At 66.7% G+C, this 17,721-nt stretch carries 13 protein-coding genes; 6 read left to right on the forward strand and 7 right to left on the reverse strand.

The window, feature by feature from the left end:
* Positions 1-4 precede the first annotated feature (4 nt).
* The 3 genes from V7787_RS22230 to mtgA all read right to left on the reverse strand — a co-directional run bounded on the left by V7787_RS22230 (position 5) and on the right by mtgA (position 2,261).
* Positions 5-433, reverse strand: coding sequence for a CBS domain-containing protein (locus tag V7787_RS22230; RefSeq protein ID WP_336089584.1), 429 nt, complete (start codon positions 431-433; stop codon positions 5-7).
* Complete coding sequence (locus V7787_RS22235) at positions 393-1,427, reverse strand: glycosyltransferase family 2 protein (protein WP_336089585.1); 1,035 nt, start codon at positions 1,425-1,427, stop codon at positions 393-395. The genes V7787_RS22230 and V7787_RS22235 overlap by 41 nt, the downstream gene beginning before the upstream one ends.
* Before the next feature lie 84 nt (positions 1,428-1,511).
* Positions 1,512-2,261, reverse strand: coding sequence for a monofunctional biosynthetic peptidoglycan transglycosylase (gene mtgA, locus V7787_RS22240; RefSeq protein ID WP_442965329.1), 750 nt, complete (start codon positions 2,259-2,261; stop codon positions 1,512-1,514).
* A gap of 207 nt (positions 2,262-2,468) precedes the next feature.
* Here mtgA and hslO point away from each other — a divergent pair, with 207 nt between their 5' ends.
* The 4 genes from hslO (at position 2,469) to V7787_RS22260 (ending at position 11,055) form a co-directional block, all read left to right on the forward strand.
* Complete coding sequence (gene hslO, locus V7787_RS22245) at positions 2,469-3,398, forward strand: Hsp33 family molecular chaperone HslO (protein ID WP_336089587.1); 930 nt, start codon at positions 2,469-2,471, stop codon at positions 3,396-3,398.
* 146 nt (positions 3,399-3,544) lie between these two features.
* Complete coding sequence (locus V7787_RS22250; RefSeq protein ID WP_336089588.1) at positions 3,545-4,384, forward strand: XOO1806 family protein; 840 nt, start codon at positions 3,545-3,547, stop codon at positions 4,382-4,384.
* Positions 4,385-4,971: 587 nt separating this feature from the next.
* Positions 4,972-7,920 (forward strand): TonB-dependent receptor domain-containing protein, encoded by a 2,949-nt coding sequence (locus V7787_RS22255; protein WP_336089589.1) that lies wholly within the window; start codon positions 4,972-4,974, stop codon positions 7,918-7,920.
* Between the two features lie 240 nt (positions 7,921-8,160).
* Positions 8,161-11,055 (forward strand): TonB-dependent receptor plug domain-containing protein, encoded by a 2,895-nt coding sequence (locus V7787_RS22260; protein ID WP_336089590.1) that lies wholly within the window; start codon positions 8,161-8,163, stop codon positions 11,053-11,055.
* Positions 11,056-11,227: 172 nt separating this feature from the next.
* Here the strand turns inward: V7787_RS22260 and V7787_RS22265 are convergent, their stop codons facing one another.
* Positions 11,228-12,544 (reverse strand): aspartyl/asparaginyl beta-hydroxylase domain-containing protein, encoded by a 1,317-nt coding sequence (locus V7787_RS22265; protein ID WP_336089591.1) that lies wholly within the window; start codon positions 12,542-12,544, stop codon positions 11,228-11,230.
* 90 nt (positions 12,545-12,634) lie between these two features.
* On the opposite strand from V7787_RS22265, the gene V7787_RS22270 reads away from it, so the two are divergent.
* Both V7787_RS22270 and V7787_RS22275 read left to right on the forward strand, forming a co-directional pair.
* Positions 12,635-13,756, forward strand: coding sequence for a sensor histidine kinase (locus V7787_RS22270; protein WP_336089592.1), 1,122 nt, complete (start codon positions 12,635-12,637; stop codon positions 13,754-13,756).
* Entirely contained in the window at positions 13,753-14,487 is a 735-nt protein-coding gene (locus V7787_RS22275; protein ID WP_336089593.1) for a LytR/AlgR family response regulator transcription factor, read from the forward strand. Before V7787_RS22270 ends, V7787_RS22275 begins: the two co-directional genes overlap by 4 nt.
* An 843-nt stretch (positions 14,488-15,330) precedes the next feature.
* On the opposite strand, the gene V7787_RS22280 is transcribed toward V7787_RS22275, so the two are convergent.
* The 3 genes from V7787_RS22280 to V7787_RS22290 are packed head-to-tail and all read right to left on the reverse strand — an operon-like array spanning position 15,331 to position 17,507.
* A complete protein-coding gene (locus tag V7787_RS22280; protein ID WP_336089594.1) occupies positions 15,331-16,284 on the reverse strand; it encodes a DUF4097 family beta strand repeat-containing protein in 954 nt (317 codons plus the stop codon).
* A gap of 18 nt (positions 16,285-16,302) precedes the next feature.
* A complete protein-coding gene (locus V7787_RS22285; RefSeq protein ID WP_336089595.1) occupies positions 16,303-16,923 on the reverse strand; it encodes a hypothetical protein in 621 nt (206 codons plus the stop codon).
* A complete protein-coding gene (locus tag V7787_RS22290; RefSeq protein WP_336089596.1) occupies positions 16,920-17,507 on the reverse strand; it encodes an RNA polymerase sigma factor in 588 nt (195 codons plus the stop codon). The genes V7787_RS22285 and V7787_RS22290 overlap by 4 nt, the downstream gene beginning before the upstream one ends.
* Positions 17,508-17,721 lie beyond the last annotated feature (214 nt).

The following is a 17,721-nucleotide window of genomic DNA, read 5'->3' on the forward strand; positions in this document are numbered from 1 at the left end:
GAAATCAGCTGGCGATGTAGCGCTGCAACTGATCCAACTCGACCTGCTGATCTTCAATGACCGCCTTGACCAAGTCGCCGATCGACACCACCCCCACCACTTGCCCGCCTTCCAGCACCGGCAAATGGCGAATGCGCTTGTCGGTCACGATCTGCATGCAGCGCTCGGCGCTGTCGCCCAGCCCGACGCTGACCACTTGCGCGGTCATGATGTCGCGCACCGGCGTGTCGGCGGAGGAACGCCCCTGCAATACGATCTTGCGCGCGTAATCGCGCTCGGACAGGATCCCGGCCAATCGCGGGCCCTCCATCACCAGCACCGCGCCGATGCGCTTTTCGGCCATCAACCGGATCGCGTCTATCACCGGCGCATCGGGGCCGATCGCGAACACCTCAGCGGCTTTCGCCTCCAACAGTTGCCTTACTGTGCGCACGGCCATCTCCTTCCGCGAGCGGGGGGAACCGGGTTGGGACCGAGGATACTCCCGCGGCGGGCTGCCAAGTGTCGACAAGATATAAAGGCCGCTGTTTGGATTCCTCGTACAGCCGGCCCAGGTACTCGCCGATCAGGCCCAGCGCGATCAGCTGAACCCCGCCCAGGAACAGGATCACCGCCATCATCGTCGGCCAGCCCTGCACCGGGTCGCCGAACAGCAGCGCCTTCAGCACCACCTTGGCGGCGAAGGCGAACGCCACCAGCGCGGTCGCCAGCCCCAGATACGTGGCCAGCCGCAACGGCGCGGTCGAGAAACTGGTGATGCCTTCCAGCGCCAGGTTCCACAGCCGCCACAGATTGAACTTGCTGCGCCCGGCCACTCGCGGCTCGCGGTGGTACGGCAGGGCGATGCGGTTGTAGCCGATCCAGCCGAACAGGCCCTTCATGAACCGATGACGTTCGCGCAGCTGCCGCAACGCATCCAGCGCGCGCGGCGAAAGCAGGCGGAAGTCGCCGGTGTCGGCCGGGATCGGCGTGCGCGAAAGCCGGCCGATCACCCGATAGAACGCATGCGCGCTGCCGCGCTTGAGCCAGCCTTCGCCCTCGCGTTCCAGGCGGGTGCCGTAGACGTCGTCGTAGCCCTCGCGCCAGCGCGCGACGAACTGCGGAATCAGCTCCGGCGGATCCTGGCCGTCGGCGTCCAGGATCAACGCCGCGCCGTCCTCGATCCGGTCCAGCCCGGCGGTCAGCGCCGCCTCCTTGCCGAAATTGCGCGACAGGCGCAGCAATCCGACCCGCGCGTCCTGCGCGGCGAACGCCTGCAGGATGCTCCAGGTGGCGTCGCGGCTGCCGTCGTCGACATACAGCACGCGGCCGTCGATGCCGTCGCCCGCGAGCGCGTCCAGGGCCGCGGCGATCCGCGGCTGCAGCAAGGGCAGGCTCTGCGCTTCGTCGAAGGCGGCCAGGACGACGGTGACGCGATCGCGGTTCATGGCATCAATAGTAACGAGGCGGCGTAGCCGCCGGGTGTGCGGGTAACGCCGACGACGGAGCGAAGCCGATCCCGCCCCCGGCCTTCACTCGATCTGCTTCAAATACCCGCTACCGCCGATATACCGCATCTGCCGCTGGATCGCCCCGGCCCGGCGCTGCACATACGGGCCCGGCTTGGCGATGCTGTAGCGCTTGGGATTGGGCAGCACCGCGGCCATGCGCGCGGCCTCGGCCGGTCCGAGCTGGCTGGCGTCCTTGCGGAAGTAAGTGCGCGCGGCGGCCTGCGCGCCGTACACGCCGTCGCCGAACTCGGCGATGTTGGCGTAGACCTCGATGATCCGCCGCTTCGGCCACATCGCCTCGATCAGCAGCGTGTACCAGGCCTCCACGCCTTTGCGGACCCAACTGCGGCCGCTCCACAAAAACAGGTTCTTGGCGGTCTGCTGGCTGATGGTGCTGCCGCCGCGGACCTTGCGCCCGCGCTCGTTGTTCTTGCGCGCCTTCTCGATCGCCTGCAGATCGAAGCCGAAATGCTCGGCGAAGTTCTGATCCTCCGAGGCCACCAGCGCCACCGGCACGTTGCTGGAGATTTCGTCCAGATCGCGCCAGTCGTGAGCCAGCCGGAAGCCGAAATCGCCCGAGCCCCAGGCCTCGAACTGGCGGATCATCATGAACGCCGAGAACGGCGGGTCGATGAAGCGCAAGCTCGCCACTTGCAGGATTGAGGCCAGCGCGAACAGCAACGGCAAGGCCAACAGCCAGCGCAGCCAACGGCGGCGGCGCGAGGGTACGGCGGCCGGGGGCGCCGGCGCGGGAGTGGCGCGATCGGTCAAGCCTTGCACCACGCCGCCTCCGTCCCCACTGTTTGCGCAAGGCGCAAGACCCGTCGTAGTTTGGCTTGGATTGTTGGCGAACTACGTTCCGGTCGCGACCGCATTGCTGCTTCTCCCCCTTCACAGGCACCTGCGCATTATCCGCGAAGCCGCGTCCGCCGCGTTCGCCGGCACGCGATCGGCGCACTGCGACCCCAGAGTACGACCATGACCGACCACGCCTCACCCCAAGCCGCCCCGTCCGACGACCGCGACCGCCTGACCCGTTTCCTGATCGAAACCGCCGGCGTGCGTGGGGTCCGGGTGCGCCTGCACGACACCTGGCAGCAGATCCGCGAACGCGCCGATTACCCGGCGGCGGCGGCCGAAATGCTCGGCGAGGCCGCGGCCGCGGCGGCGTTGTTCACCGGCCACGCCAAGGTCGAAGGCCGCCTGTCGGTGCAATTGCGCGGCGAAGGCGCGCTGCGCACCCTGTTCGCCGAATGCACCGCGGCCGGCACCCTGCGCGGCATCGTCCAACTGGCCGAGGAAGGCGGCGAGGTGTCGCGCGATCTGCGCGAACTCGGCCCGCAGGCCATGCTCGCCATCACCATCGAAAACCCGGCCCTGGGCGGCCGCGAGCCGGTCCGCTACCAGGGCCTGGTGTCGCTGGAATCCGACTCGCTGGCCGGCGCGTTCGAGGACTATTTCCGCCAGTCCGAACAATTGCCGACCCGCTTGCTGCTGGCCGCCGACGGGCGCCAGGCGGCCGGGCTGATGCTGCAGAAGCTGCCGGGCGATGAAGGCGACGACGACGGCTGGGCCCGGGCCGGGGCGCTGTTCGACACCCTGAGCACCGAGGAACTGCTGGAACTGCCCACCGACACCCTGCTGACCCGCCTGTTCCACGAGGACGGCGTGCAGGTGCTGGGCGGCAAGCCGCTGAGCTTCGCCTGCTCGTGCTCGCGCGAACGGGTCGAGGCCATGCTGGTCTCGCTCGGCCGCGAGGAGGCCGACGCGGCCGTGTCCGCCGCCGACGGCCAGGCCCACATCCGCTGTGAGTTCTGCGGCCAGAGCTATCGTTTCGACAGCAACCAAATTGCCGGCCTGTTCGCCGCCGCGGCCGCTGAAATCCAGGCCCCGCAACGGGTACAGTGATCGCTCCGGCGGTCGGCGGGAGGCGGATTTGGGACCGCTTTCCGATTGTTAAATAAACATAAACCGGCTATAGTCAATTTCGAGAAATGGGGAACTCGACCGCTTTCATCCGGTCTTAACCACGGTCCGCGCTCAACGACTTTTCGATGCTCAAGCACCTGCGCCAATTGCCGCTTGTCCTGACGCTCGCCCTAGGCGTGGCTACGGGCGCGCACGCGCAGGCCAAGCAAGACACCACCTACTTGCCGGTGTGGAACCAGAACAACGGCAAGCTGGAGTACCTGTTGCAGTTGCAACCGGCCGACAAAGCCGCCGCGGCGCGCTGGAAAGTCGGCGCCAACACCTTCGATGCCGCACTGGGCCTGGATTCCGGCGACGGGCTGGGCTTGGTCTGCGACCGCAAAACCGGTCTGGCCGGCGCCATCGGCAACCTCGCCAATCACTGCATGCTCGCCGCGCTCGACGACGACGATCGCGACGGCAATCGCCAGATCGGCGCCGGCGTCGGCCTCAGCCGCCCCGGCGGCCGGGTCGGGGTGAGTATCGGTTCCGGGCGCGTTACCCTGCCCGGCTGGCTCAGCCCCAACAACCGCACCAGCCGGGTCGATCAAAACACCCTCGCCGTCTATGCACAGAAGAACATCGGCCGCGAGGCGATGGTCTCCATCGGCGGAACCTTGGCCCACGCCAAACTGATCCCGGCCGGCGAGATGCCCGGCCTGGCCGATCGCTGGAGCAGCAAGAGCATCGCCGTCGGCGCCGGCTACGGCAATTTCGGCGCCAACATCGTCGGCCGCGTGGTCGAAATGCCCGGTCAGCAGTGGGAAGCCCTCGGCATCGGCTTGACTTGGCGCACCCCGTGGAGCGGCCAGCTCACCGTCGGCGCCGAAAACGTGGTCACCCGCGGCAAGAACCCGTTCGCGCCGGGCAACGGCGAAAAGGACGAGGGCACCGTGCCCTACGTCCGTTACGAACAAGACCTGTAATCCCCTCGCTCACCCATCCGGACGCGCGCTCTCGGCATCGTGCGGCGTAGCCGTGCGTCACGACGAAGCAGGGGTAAAGATCGGTCGCTTCGCATCGAACGGTCGCGAATATCGCGGCCGTCGTTCGCCAACGATTCCGCCCACTGAGCAGCCCTCAAGACGCGCCCGCAGGGCCGTCATCCACGCTGAAACCGCGCCGACCGTGCTTTGCGGAATCGGCTGAACGAAATTGTGTGTTTTTGTACCAGAGTGAGGTGACCGCATCCGGCGCAGCACATTTGCCGCTACACCGCGTGCACCCCCACGCTCGCGATCAGGCTTTCGATGCCGCGTCCGGCACCGAATGAACAGGGAAATTCCCCCTAAAATTCACTCACTTGTGCAAATCAAGTGACCTCAAATACGCAAAAGTACGGTGTCTTTAAGTACAAACCGGCACTTCAACAGGTCACAAACCGACACTTAACGACACTTTAATTCTTCCGAACTGACGGTTAGCATCGGCGGACCTTGCTGGTCTTGGCGTTTTATTTGACGCCTCCGGCCGGGCTACACGGGTACACCAGACCGATTTTCGGAGAGAGAGAATGACCTTCAAGACCACCCAGCTCCGCGACGCGATCACCTTCGCGCTCGCGGTGGGCACGACCGCCATCGCCGGCGGCGCCGTAGCACAGGAAGCGAGCGCACCCGCTTCGAAGGAAGCCACCACGCTCGACCGCGTTGAAGTAACCGGTTCGCGCATCCGTCAGGTGGACATCGAAACCTCGCAGCCGGTGCTCAGCATCAGCCGCGCCCAGATCGAACAGCAGGGCTTCCAGTCGGTCGCCGACATTCTCCAGAACGTCTCGGCGGCCGGTACCCCCGCGTTGTCGCGCGCCTCGCCGCTGCTCGCCGGCGAAACCGTCGGCGGCTCGTTCATCAACCTGCGCAACCTCGGCGCGACCCGCACCCTGGTGCTGGTCAACGGCAAGCGTCTGGGCATTTCGACCGGCGGCCTGCAAGACATCTCGACCATCCCGGCCGCGGCCGTGGAACGCGTCGAAGTGCTGAAGGACGGCGCCTCGGCGATTTACGGCTCCGACGCCATCGGCGGCGTGATCAACATCATCACCCGCACCAACTACGAAGGCATGCAGGCCAGCGCCTACTACGGCCAGTACGGCGAAGGCGACGGCGACATCCAGAAGGTCGACCTGGTGATGGGCGCCCGCGGCGATCGCGGCTCGTTCACCGCCGTGGCCGAATACGCCAAGGAAGACCGCGTCCGCGCCAGCGACCGTCCCTTCAGCGAATTCCCGCAGGGTCAGTACCATCCGTACGTGAGCTGGACCCCGGTCGGCCAGTACGGCGGTTTCGTCGTCAACCCCGGCACCCCGGGCACCGGCCGCGCCAACGGCACCCGCTTGGTCCTGCGCGAAGGCGGCAATCCGAAGAACATCGCCGACTACGTGCCGCAGAACCAGACCGCGCCGAACGGCCAGGTCAGCAACACCAACGAACAAACCGACCTGCGTACCCCGCTGGAACGCAAGTCGATCTACGTCAGCGGTTCGTACGACATCACCGACAACATCCGCTTCCGCGGCGATGCGGCGTACACCAACCGCACCGCCGACCGTCAGGTCGCCGGTTATCCGTTCCAGTCGATCACGTTCAACAACCGCACCACCAACGTCTCGGTCGACCCGAACAGCTACTTCAATCCGCTGCCCGGCCAGACCATCAGCAACTGGTGGCGCCGTACCTGGGAAGTGCCGCGCTTCTCCACCAGCGACCTGGACACCCTGCGCATCAGCGGCGCGGTCGAAGGCAGCTTCGAGTTCGCCGACCGCACCTTCGACTGGGACGTCAGCTACCTGCACAGCAGCAACAAGGTCGTGCAGGCCAGCTACGGCAACCTCAACCTGGCTAACGTCGGCCGCGCCGTCGGTCCGTCGTTCCTGAACGCCAACGGCCAGGTCCAGTGCGGCACGGCCGCCGCGCCGATCGCCATCGGTCCGGATGCGGGCCAGTGCGTGCCGTGGAATCCGTTCCTGGCCTACGGCGTCTCCGGCCCGGGCGCTCTGACCGGCAACCAGGCGCTGCAGGACTACCTGTTCCAGGAAGAACATTCGACCGGCGAAACCACCACCCAGGTGGTCAGCGCCAACCTGACCGGCTCGCTGTTCGCGCTGCCGGGCGGCGATCTGGCCTTCGCGGTCGGCGCCGAGCACCGTCGCGAGCGCGGCTCGTTCACCCCGGACGCCCTGGCGGTCAGCGGCAACTCGACCAACCTGGCTTCGCGTCCGACCTCGGGCGGCTACACCGTCGACGAACTGTACGCCGAGCTCCAGATCCCGGTGTTGGCCGACGTGGCCGGCGCCAAGGAACTGAGCTTCAGCCTGGCCAGCCGCTACTCCGACTACGACACCTTCGGCGACACGGTCAACAGCAAGTTCGGTTTCAAGTGGAAGCCGATCGACAGCCTGTTGTTCCGCGGCACCTGGGCTGAAGGCTTCCGCGCGCCGACCATCGCCAACCTGTACGGCGGCGGCTCGCAGAGCTTCGTCAGCTACACCGATCCCTGCGATCCGGTGAACGGCGCGGCGCGCACCGATGCCGCTACCCGCGGCCGTTGCGCGTCGGCGATCGCCAACTACGCGAACTTCCGCCAGTTGCAGCAGGGCTTCGTCGCCGCGACGACCGCCTCGCCGCAGACGCCGATCCCGTTCTTCCAGGGCGTGGCCAATCCGCAGCTGACCCCGGAAACCTCCGAGTCCAAGACCTTGGGCGTGGTCTGGAGCCCGGACTTCATCCCGGGCCTGGGCGCCAGCCTGGACTGGTGGAAGATCCGCATCGAGAACACGATCGTCGCCGACCTCGCCGGCCAGATGCTGAGCGACTGCTACGTGCAGAACATCGCCTCGCGCTGCACCACCTTCACCCGCGACTCGGTGTTGGGCATCGTCAACAGCATGCAGCTGAGCACGCGTAACGCCGGCTACCAGGAAACCGAAGGCTTCGACTTCGACGTCAACTACCGCTTCGACACGAGCATCGGCAATTTCGTGTTGAACTGGCAGAACACCTACGTCGTGCGCGACGAGTTCAAGACCACCGATGCCGCGGGCGTCCTGCCGCAGCAGAGCGTCAGCTTCGCGAGCACCAACGGTTCGAACTTCCGCATCCGTTCCAACGCCAACCTGACCTGGACCAAGGGCGCTTTCGGCGTCACCTGGGGCGCGCGCTACTACTCCGGCCTGAAGGAAAGCTGCCTCAGCGCGGCTGCGTTCCCGGAAGAGTGCAGCGATCCGAACTACATGGCGCGTAACCCGGCCCAGACCCGTCCGATCAACAAGCTGGGCAGCAACACCTTCCACGACCTGCAGCTGCGCGTGTCGGTGCCGTGGAACGCCACCGTTTCGATCGGCGCCAACAACGTGTTCAACCACTTGGGCCCGCAGATGTACAGCGCTCCCAACTCGACCACGGTCTACAACGGCGAGTTCGATATCGGCCGCTTCGTGTACATGAAGTACCAGCAGCGCTTCTAAGCAATTCGCTGCACCGCAACAATGAACACGGCTCCCTCGGGAGCCGTGTTTTTTTATGCCGCCGCCAACAGCGTCGCAAAGTGCTCTGCGACAGAAATCGAGCTTTAACAACACTTTAATTATTTCTTCAAGCCGTCTACTATCGGGCCGGATTTGCCAATTTAGGCCTTCAGTTATGCGCCGTTTGGTAGACCACTTTGCATTGGGACCCGTTCGTTCAGGACAGACTTGGAGAGAGAGATGACCCTGAAGACCACCAAATTGCGCGACGCGATCGTCTTCGCGTTGTGCGTGGGCGCGACCAGCCTCGCCGGCACCGGCCTGGCTTCCGCCCAAGACGCCGCGGCGCCCGCCGCGCCGGCTGCTGAAGACGCCACCACCCTGGATCGCATCCAGGTCACCGGTTCGCGCATTTCGATCCCGGGCTTGACCACCAACAGCCCGGTTATGACTGTCGATCGCGAAGAGATCGATCGCATCCAGCCCTCCTCGGCTGAGGACTTCCTCAAGCTGATGCCCGGCGCGGTGCCCTCGATCGGCCCCGGCACCAACAACGGCACCAACGGCGGCGCCACCGTCGACCTTCGCGGCCTCGGCCCCAACCGCACCCTGGTGCTGATGGACGGCCGCCGCGTCGTTCCGTTCAACCTGCAGGGCGTGGTCGATACCAACGTCATTCCGGTCGCGCTGATCGACAGCGTCGATGTCGTCACCGGCGGCGCTTCGGCGGTGTACGGCGCGGACGCCGTCGCCGGCGTGCTCAACTTCGTGCTCAAGCGCAATTTCGAAGGCGTTGAGGTCAACACCAGCTACGGCCAGTCGAGCAAGCAGGACGCCGACCGCCGCAACACCGACGTCACCATCGGTGTAAACCTCGACGACGGCCGCGGCAACGTCGTGCTGAGCCTGAGCAAGACCGACAACGATCCGCTGCTGCAGGGCGCGCGCGACTTCAGCGAATTCAACTTCGACTCGCTGAGCGGCAAGGCCGGCGGTTCCGGCACCGGCATCCCGACCCGCGTCACCCGCCTGGGCCAGATCAATCCGGCCACCGGCGCGTTCACCGGCACCTCGGTGCCGTTCAACTTCAACCCGTTCAACTTCAACCAGACCGCGCTCGATCGTTGGCAGGCCACCACGCTGGCCCGCTATGAAATCAACGAGCACGCCGAAGCCTACGCCCAGGCGCTGTACACCCGTTCGAACGTGTTCTCGCAGATCGCTCCGGGCGGCCTGTTCGGCGACACCTTCACCTACAACGTCGGCAACCCGCTGATTCCGGACGCCGCGCGCCAGCAGCTGTGCGCCGAGTTCGGCGCACCGGGCATCAACTGCACCGCCGGCAGCACCGATACGGTCACCACCGGCATCTTCCGCCGCACGACCGAACTGGGCACCCGTTACTCGGACTTCCAGAACAAGACCTTCCAGGGCACCGTCGGCGTGCGCGGCGCGATCAATGACAGCTGGCGCTACGACGCCTACTGGTCGCACGGCGAAGCCGATCAGCTGCTGGTTCAGGGCGGCTTCCTGGCCAAGAGCAAGGTCGAGCAGTCGCTGCAGTCGATCGACGGCATCAACTGCGTGAATCCTACCGGCGGCTGCCGCCCGCTGAACCTGTGGGGTCCGGAAGGCTCGATCACCGCCGACTCGAAGAAGTTCCTCGAAGTGCTGACCTTCGCTACCCAGCGCGTCGAACAGGAAGTGTGGTCCGGTTCGGTCACCGGCGACCTCGGCGACACCTTCAAGAGCCCGTGGGCCGATTATCCGATCGGTCTGGCATTCGGCTTGGAAGGCCGCAAGGTCCACGCGACCAACCGCGCCGACGCGGCCTCGCGCGATCCGCTGGAAGTCCTCGGCGCCGGCAGCGCCAACCCGGACGTCGACGGCAAGCTGAGCCTGAAAGAGGCTTATGTCGAAGTCATCGCTCCGATCATCAGCGGCAAGAGCGGCGCGCACGCGCTGAACTTCGAAGGCGGCTATCGCCGCACCCAGTTCAAGTCCGGCCCGACCGATGTCTCCTACGGCAGCTACAAGTACGGCCTGGAGTGGTCGCCGATCGAACAGCTGCGCTTCCGCGGCATGTTCCAGCGCGCTACCCGCGCGCCGAACGTCAATGAGCTGTTCCTGCCGGTCATCACCCAGCTCGACAACGCCGACGCCGATCCCTGCCAGTTCGACAACATGAAGGCCGCCGATATCGGCGTCGCCGGCACGTTGACCAACCTGTGCATCCAGACCGGCGTGCCGCTGAGCGCGGTGGGCGAAGTCAGCGAGCCCAGCGCTTATCAGGCCAACATCTTCCAGGGCGGCAACCCGCTGCTCGGGCCGGAAACTGCCGATACGCAGACCCTCGGCGTGGTCTGGCAGCCGTCGCAGGACTTCTCGGTCACCTTGGACTACTGGAAGATCAAGATCGACCAGGCGATCGAAAGCCGCACCCTCGAAGACGTGCTGAACAACTGCTACAACCCGGCGCGCAACCCGGGCCTGTCGCTCAGCAATCCGTTCTGTCAGCAGATGATCGGTTCGCGCGACGCGATCAGCGGCGGCATCGACGGCGACGCTCGCGGTCCGTTCCTGGAACTGACCAACGACGGCCAAGTCGAGACCGCGGGCTGGGATCTGGGCGTTCGCTACGGCTTCGAAATGGCTAACGAGTGGGGCCGACTGGACTTCGCCCTGGATCTGACCAAGACCGACTCGTTCGACTTCAAGGCCTCCTCGATCACCCCCGTGCGCGACTGCCTGGGCTACTACAGCACCGCGTGCAACACCGTCGCCGGCATCATCTACGACTACAAGTCGAACTTCCGCGCGGTGTGGTCGATCAAGGACTTCGAACTCGGTCTGAACTGGCGCCACCTCAGCGCCCTCGACGTCGAGCCGAGCGACAAGCCCTGGTTCGATGCCTACCGTTCGATCAATTCGTACGACTACTTCGACCTGTCGATGGCCTACGAACTGCCGTGGAACGCCCGCGTGACCTTCACCGTGGCCAACCTCGCCGACAAGCAGCCGCCGGTGGTGGGCAGCAACATCGGCAGCACCGCGGTCAACAGCGGCAACACGTTCCCGCAGTTCTACGACACCCTGGGTCGCTACTACACCATGGGCATCAAGTTCCGTTTCTAATAAGAACCACGTAATCCGAGTCACTCAAAGGCGGGCTTCGGCCCGCCTTTTTTTGTCCTCGATTTACTCGCGGCCGACCCCGAAAACGAAAGGGCGGAGCCCAACGCGGCGCAATCGCTCGCCACGTTCCGCTCCACCCCGATTCGTTCGCCCAGCCGGTGCCGCTACCGCCTCAGCGCCCCGCCAGAAAATCCCGATGCGCGCCCATCATCGCATTGACCATCTCGCGCTCGGCCAGCGACAGCAGCGGATTCCACACGTCGAAGATCAGCACCACCCGCAGCTCGTCGCTGTCGTTGCGCGCTTCGTGCTCGATCGAGTCGTCGAAGATCAACACTTCGCCGACCTTCCACTCGCGCCGCTCGAAACCGACCCGGTAGCTGCACTTCTCCGGCACGATCAGCGGCAGATGCACCACCAGCCGCGCGTTGGTTTCGCCGTGGTGCGGCGGGATGTGCGTGTGCGGCGCCAACGCGGAGAACATCGCGTTCGGGCAGACGTCGGCGATGGAGGCCATCTCCACGGCCTCCAGCGCGGCGCGGGTCTGAGGGCAATGCGCCAAGTGCTCGTGCACCGGCTGGGAGTAGCTCCACAGCTTGTAGGTGCTCCAGCGCCGCGAGTGATTGAGCTCGCGCCATTGATTGACCGGGTCGCCGGGTTGGTACTCGATGTAGGGGGTGAATTCGGCCTGTTCGTTGCGCAGCACTTCGCGCATCTCGCGCAGGATGTCGTAGGTGCGGCTCTCCAGTTCCGGCACCCAGGCGAACTGGTCGCGGTCGAAGAACGGGATCGCCGGCAGGCGCGGTACGCACAGTTGATTGCAATCGGCGTGGTACGGCTTGCTGCGGCCGACCATGATCGAGGCCGCTTCGTCCCAGCGGCCTAGCGCGCCGGCCTGCAGCGCCGCGCGCGGGCCGCCGACGCGGTGCGCCAGGTACTCACTGAATTCGTCCTGGTACTGGCTGACTTTGGCCTGGGCGTGAACCAGCTGCGACTTGAGCATCTCCGGCCAATGCGGCTGCGGCGGCGCCACGGTCAGGGCGTTGCGATAGGCCTGCGCGGCCGCGCGCGACTGGCCCTGGCGCTCCAGCCAAGTGGCCTTGCTCAGCAGGCCCGGCAGGAAGTACGCATCGAGCGCGAGCGCGGCCTGGATCGCGTCCCATTCGCCCTGATGCTGGCCGCGTTCGCGCTGGACCATGCCGATCGACAACAGGATCATCGGATCGTTGGGCGCGGCTTGGTGCGCGGCTTGCAGCAGCTCCAGGGCGCCGGCGCTGTCGCCGCGCTGCAGCGCGTGGATGCCCAGGCTGTACAGCGCCTGCGGGTGCCGCGGTGCGAGCGTACGCACCTGGTTCCACAGCCGCTCGGCCTCCTGCCAACGGCCGGCGCGCGAGGCCAGACCCGCGGATTGCACCAGTTGATCGACCTGATCGTTCAAAGCCTGCCACCCCGTAACGCCACGGCGTTGCGCCGACGATCGGGCAAGCATAAGGTCGCCGCCGCGGCCTGACCACGCCCGCGGACGATCCTGCGACCGCGGCCGATTGTGGGAACCCCGGCGGCCGGCTAACGTCGCGGCATGTCGCGCCGAACCGTCCCGATCTGGTTGCTGGTCCTGCTGTGGTGGATCGCCTACGCGGTCCTGTTCGCCGGGCAAGTGCTGAGCATGAACGAGGCCGCCGGCCGCACCGAGCCCTGGAGCATCGTGCTGCGCGACAGCCTGTCGATCTGGCTGAGCTGGGTGCCGCTGACCCTGGGACTGCTGTGGGTGGTGCGGCGCTACCCGCTGGAACGCGGCCGCTTCGGCCGCGCGCTGGCGATCCAGTCGGCGGCGGTGCTGGCGGTGATCCTGCTGCGCGCGGCGCATATGTACTACACCAACCCGATCCACCATTGGTACGACCAGTTGCCGGGGTTCTGGGAAGTCGCGGTGACCAGCTTGCGCAACAACGTGATGATGGCCTGGATGATCGTCGCCGCCGCTCACGCGCTGGTGTTGTCCGAGCGCATGCGCGAACGCGAGCGCAAGCTGCTGCAGGTCGAAGCCAACCTCGCCCGCAGCCGGCTGGAAGCGCTGACCGCCAAGCTCAATCCGCATTTTCTGTTCAACACCCTCAACTCGATCGCCGAACTGGTGCAAAGCGATCCGGACATGGCCGAGGACATCCTGGTCGGCCTGTCGGAGCTGCTGCACGACAGCCTGGACGCCGACCAGAGCCAGGAACGCCCGCTGCGCGAAGAGATCGAACTGATCCGCACCTATCTGCAGATCGAAAGCATCCGACTGGGCGAACGCCTGCGGCTGGAATGGTCGATCGAGGAACGCGCGCTGTCGGTGGCCGTGCCGACGCTGATCCTGTTGCCGCTGGTGGAGAACGCCATCGTCCACGCCATCGCCAAGCGCCGCCAGCCCAGCCGTTTGTCGTTGCGCGCAAGCGTCAGCGACGGCCGGCTGCTGATCGAGGTGGAAAACACCCTGCTCGCCGGCGTCGCCCCGGCGCCGGGCGGTGGGCTGGGCCTGAGCAGCACGCGCGAGCGGTTGCGTTGTCTGTACGGCGATGCTGCTCAGCTCGAATACGGCGCCATCGACGGCGGCGAACACCGCGTGCGCATCGTCCTGCCGATCCTTGCGGCGCGGGCTGCGCAGTTCGCGCCGATGACGACTTCAGCGCCCGCCGCCGCGACCGAGCCGCCGCTGTGAGCGCCCTGCGCGTCGCCATCGTCGACGACGAGCCGCTGGCGCGCGCGCGGCTGCGCCGGCTGCTGCAGCGCGTGGCGGGGACGCAGGTCGAGATCGTGGTCGAGTGCAGCGACGGCACCGATGTCGCCGCGGCCTTGGCCCGGCAACCGGTGGATGTGCTGTTCCTGGACATCGAAATGCCGGAAACCGACGGATTCGCCGCGCTGGCGGCGCTGCCCGCGCCGCAACCGGCGATCGTGTTCGTCACCGGCTACAAGCAGCACGCGATCCGCGCATTCGAAGTCCGCGCCACCGACTATCTGCTCAAACCGGTCTCGGCGGCGCGCCTGCTCGATACCTTGCAGCGCATCCGCCAGTCGCGGCCGCCGGCCGCCGCCGTCCATGCGCCGGCCTATCCCTTGCGGCTGGCCTTGCCGATCGGCCAGCGCTTGCAACTGGTCGGCACCGACGAGATCGAACTGGTCATCGCCCAGCGCAATTACCTGGAAGTGCAGACCGCCGACCGCAGCTTCGTCCTGCGGCGCACGCTGAGCGCGTTCGCCTCGGAACTGGACCCGGCCCGGTTCGTGCAGGTGCACCGCTCGATCATCGTGCGCTCGGCGGCGGTGCGCGAGGTCAAGCCGATCGAATCCAGCCGCTACCGACTGACCTTGGCCAGCGGCAAGCAAGTGCACAGCGGGCGGAATTATCGCGAGGCGATCCGTGGGCTGTTGCGGGCCAGTGAGCTTTAGGGGCGCTGAGCGAACGGCTTGCGCGGGCGCAGTGGAGCGGGATCAAAATGGATTCCGGCTTTCGCCGGAATGACGACAGGTGAGATGACGCATGGGCCGCGCGGTTTCCACGCCCGATGCGGTTCGTCGCCCCACTTCTGCGGTTTGTCCCAATGCGCTTGTCCGCGTTGCGCAGTCTTTGTGAAATCGACTCGTACTCGATGCGCAGGGACGCAAGTGGATGCTTCAGGATCGAGCCTCCGGCGGACAAGGACGAACGTCGGATGCGACACCGCACGGCTGCGGAATCGGCATGGATCGCCGTCGCCCCACGCCGGCATCGAGCACGCGATCGACCGGGCTTGCGCATGGATCGCGCATCGCGCTCGGCGATACCCGCCTGGAAGGATTCCAGGTGTTGTCCCTCATGGAGCAGGACCGATGACCGATCGCAACACCCCAGCGGGCCGATCGCCGGCTCGCGAGCCGACTCAGGACGAGGTCGCGAAGATCTCGGCGGTGGCGGCAGCGACAAGGGCATGATTCGTTTCGATGCTGTGTACGACGATCAGACCCTTCCCTGATGCCGTACCGACCTTGCCGGCACCCGGCCTCTGTGGAGGCCGGGTGCGTTTTTTCTTGAGCCTGTGGCGCGCGACGCGCCATTTTCCATCCGGCAATCGCGCGGACGGCGGTCGTCTCTTAAACCCGATGAGAGCGAGATCAAAATGGATTCCGGCTTTCGCCGGAATGACGATCGCAAGCAGCGCGGGTTGATTGCTTCCGGAATGACGATCGCAAGCGGCGCGGCTGGATTGCTGCCGGAACGACGTCCAGCCAGCCGCGCGGTCTGCTTAGCGCGGCTTACTCCAACTGCAGCGTCGCGTCGCCCGAGAACGTCTCGATCTTGACCTTGGCGCTGCCGCTGCCATAGCGGTGTTCGAAGCTCGAACCCGGGCCGTGCTTGGGACGCACGATCTGCGCGCCCGGCGCGTTGAGGTCGCCGCTGAAGCTCTGCCCGTGCACGTTCGCCGAGACGTTGCTCGGCAGGGTCAGGCGCACGTCGCCGCTGACGGTTTCCAGCGAGACTTCGGCGCCGTCGGCCAAGCCGCCGGCGACGCGCAGATCGCCGGACACCGAATTGCCGGAGACCCTGCTCAGCCGGGTTTGATGGGCGGCCACGTCGACCTTGCCGGAGACGGTTTCCACATCGACCTCGCCGCTCAGGCGGCCGCGCAGGTCCAGATCGCCGCTGACGGTCTGCGCCGAGACCTTGGCGCTGTTGAGGGTCAGGCGCAGGTCGCCGCTGACGCTCTCGATTTCCGCCTCGCGCGGCGCGCCGGCGACGATCACGTCGCCGCTGACGCTGTCGATCTTGAGCTCGCGCGAGGCCACGCCGTTGACGTCGACCGTGGCCGAGACCGCGTCGATGTCCAGCGCCACCCGCAGCGGCACGGTCAGGCGCAGTTCGGTCGGCTCGCTCTTGTCGCCGCCGGCCAGGAAACCGATGCCGCTGCCGCGGTTGGGATAACGCACCTTGATCGACAGATCGTTGCGGTCGCCTTCGATGGCGAGCTTCTCCACGCCCTCGCCGAGCGAGCCTTCGATCTTGACCTCGGGGCGGTCCCAGACGCGGACCTGGATCAGGCCTTTGAGGTTGTCGATCTCGATGCTGCCGAGCGGATCGATCGGCCGGGTTTCGTTGATCGGGGTGGCGGCGAAGGCCGGCAACGCGACGGCCAGGGCGACGGCGAGCAAGCCGGTCGCGGGCAGGCGGCGGAGAACGCGGCTATGTGTGCTGTGGCGGACGGATGTCATGGGGGCGTTCTCCTTGGATCAGGTGTAAGCCACGCGCTGAGCCAGCGCGAGGCGTCGTGCGTAGGTGCGGCGCAGTTGCTCCAGCAGCAACCGCGAATCGGGGTCGTGCGACAACGCGTCCAGGATCAACGCGGCGTTGCGGTCGAGCTCATCGAAGGCCGGCTTGAGCGCGAGCGCCTGTTGCGTGGCCGGTTCGATCTCGCGCATCGCCGCCTGGTACTGGCGGGTCATGCCGTCGGCTTCGCGCTGCATCAAGGTGGCCGGCGCGGCCGCGGCGACCTCGCTCGGCGCGGTACCGGCCGGGCCTTGCGGGGCGCGGAACTGGCTGCCGATGCCGATCGCCAGCGCGGCCACGCCGGCGGCCAGCGCGAACGGCGCCATCCAACGGTTGCGCGTGTTATCGCGCGGCCGCAGTACCGTGACCGATGCCGGCAGCTCGTGCACCACCGGCGCAGCCTCGGGTTGCTCGACCGGCGGCGATTGCTCGCCCAGCCGCGCGGCGATGCCTGCCCACAGATCGCGCGAAGGCGGCTGATCGCGGCGCATCGCCCGCAACTGCCAGCGCAACGCATCGGGCAGCTCGCCGTCGGGGCCGCGGCCCTGATTGAGATCGTCCTGATTGAGATCGTTCTGGTTCATGCCTGTTCTCCGAGCCGGGTGCGCAGCAGGCTGCGCGCGCGGTGCAACTGTGCTTTGGAACTGCCGACCGCCATGCCCAACTCGGCGGCGATCTCCTCATGCTTCCAACCTTCCACGTCGTACAGCACCAGCACGGCGCGGGCGCGCGGCGGCAAGGTGGCGACGGCGCGTTCCAGGTCCATCGACAAGGCGGTCACGTGGCCGGCCGAATCGGCGCTGCCGAGCGTGTCGAACACTTCCTCGTCGTTGTCCTCGAACGGACGGCTGCGGCGGCCGCGCAGTTCCATCAGCGCGGTGTTGACCGCCAGCCGATGCAACCAGGTGCCGAAGGCCGACTCGAAGCGGAAATTCGGCAGCGCCTGCCAGGCGCGGACGAAGGCTTCCTGGGTCAGGTCCTCGGCGCGGGCGCCGTGGTAACCGACCAGTCGGGCGATCACGCCGTGCACGCGGCTGGCATGGCGGCGGTACAGCGCCTCGAAAGCGGCGACCCCGCCGGAGGCGGCCGCGGCCACCAGGGCGCGGTCGTCGTCGACTTCGGTCGCTAGTGCGGCATCGGGCATGGTGTCGTTCACGGCGGTCAGCATACTGAGTCCGATGCGGGGTCGGGGCTCAGGGTTTAAGGGCGAGGAGTGAGCTGAGAGAAGTGAGGAGTGAGCGGGGGCGCGGCGATCGGGGCGGCCGCGGCGGATGGGGCGTTGGGAGGAGGCAGGTCGGCTCGGGCGGGCTTGGAACGGGACGGACCGCGCCAAAGGCGAGGAGTGAGCTGAGAGAAGTGAGGAGTGAGCGGGAGGCGCGGTG

It is taken from the genome of Pseudomonas sp. CGJS7, from assembly GCF_036961695.1.

Excerpts from the sequence above, each read along its gene's own strand:
- V7787_RS22270 (WP_336089592.1), top strand. The coding sequence starts at position 12,635 with ATGTCGCGCCGAACCGTCCCGATCTGGTTGCTGGTCCTGCTGTGGTGG.
- V7787_RS22280 (WP_336089594.1), bottom strand. The coding sequence starts at position 16,284 with ATGACATCCGTCCGCCACAGCACACATAGCCGCGTTCTCCGCCGCCTG.
- V7787_RS22285 (WP_336089595.1), bottom strand. The coding sequence starts at position 16,923 with ATGAACCAGAACGATCTCAATCAGGACGATCTCAATCAGGGCCGCGGC.
- V7787_RS22235 (WP_336089585.1), bottom strand. The coding sequence starts at position 1,427 with ATGAACCGCGATCGCGTCACCGTCGTCCTGGCCGCCTTCGACGAAGCG.
- V7787_RS22260 (WP_336089590.1), top strand. The coding sequence starts at position 8,161 with ATGACCCTGAAGACCACCAAATTGCGCGACGCGATCGTCTTCGCGTTG.
- V7787_RS22250 (WP_336089588.1), top strand. The coding sequence starts at position 3,545 with ATGCTCAAGCACCTGCGCCAATTGCCGCTTGTCCTGACGCTCGCCCTA.
- V7787_RS22255 (WP_336089589.1), top strand. The coding sequence starts at position 4,972 with ATGACCTTCAAGACCACCCAGCTCCGCGACGCGATCACCTTCGCGCTC.
- hslO (WP_336089587.1), top strand. The coding sequence starts at position 2,469 with ATGACCGACCACGCCTCACCCCAAGCCGCCCCGTCCGACGACCGCGAC.
- V7787_RS22290 (WP_336089596.1), bottom strand. The coding sequence starts at position 17,507 with ATGCTGACCGCCGTGAACGACACCATGCCCGATGCCGCACTAGCGACC.
- V7787_RS22265 (WP_336089591.1), bottom strand. The coding sequence starts at position 12,544 with ATGCTTGCCCGATCGTCGGCGCAACGCCGTGGCGTTACGGGGTGGCAG.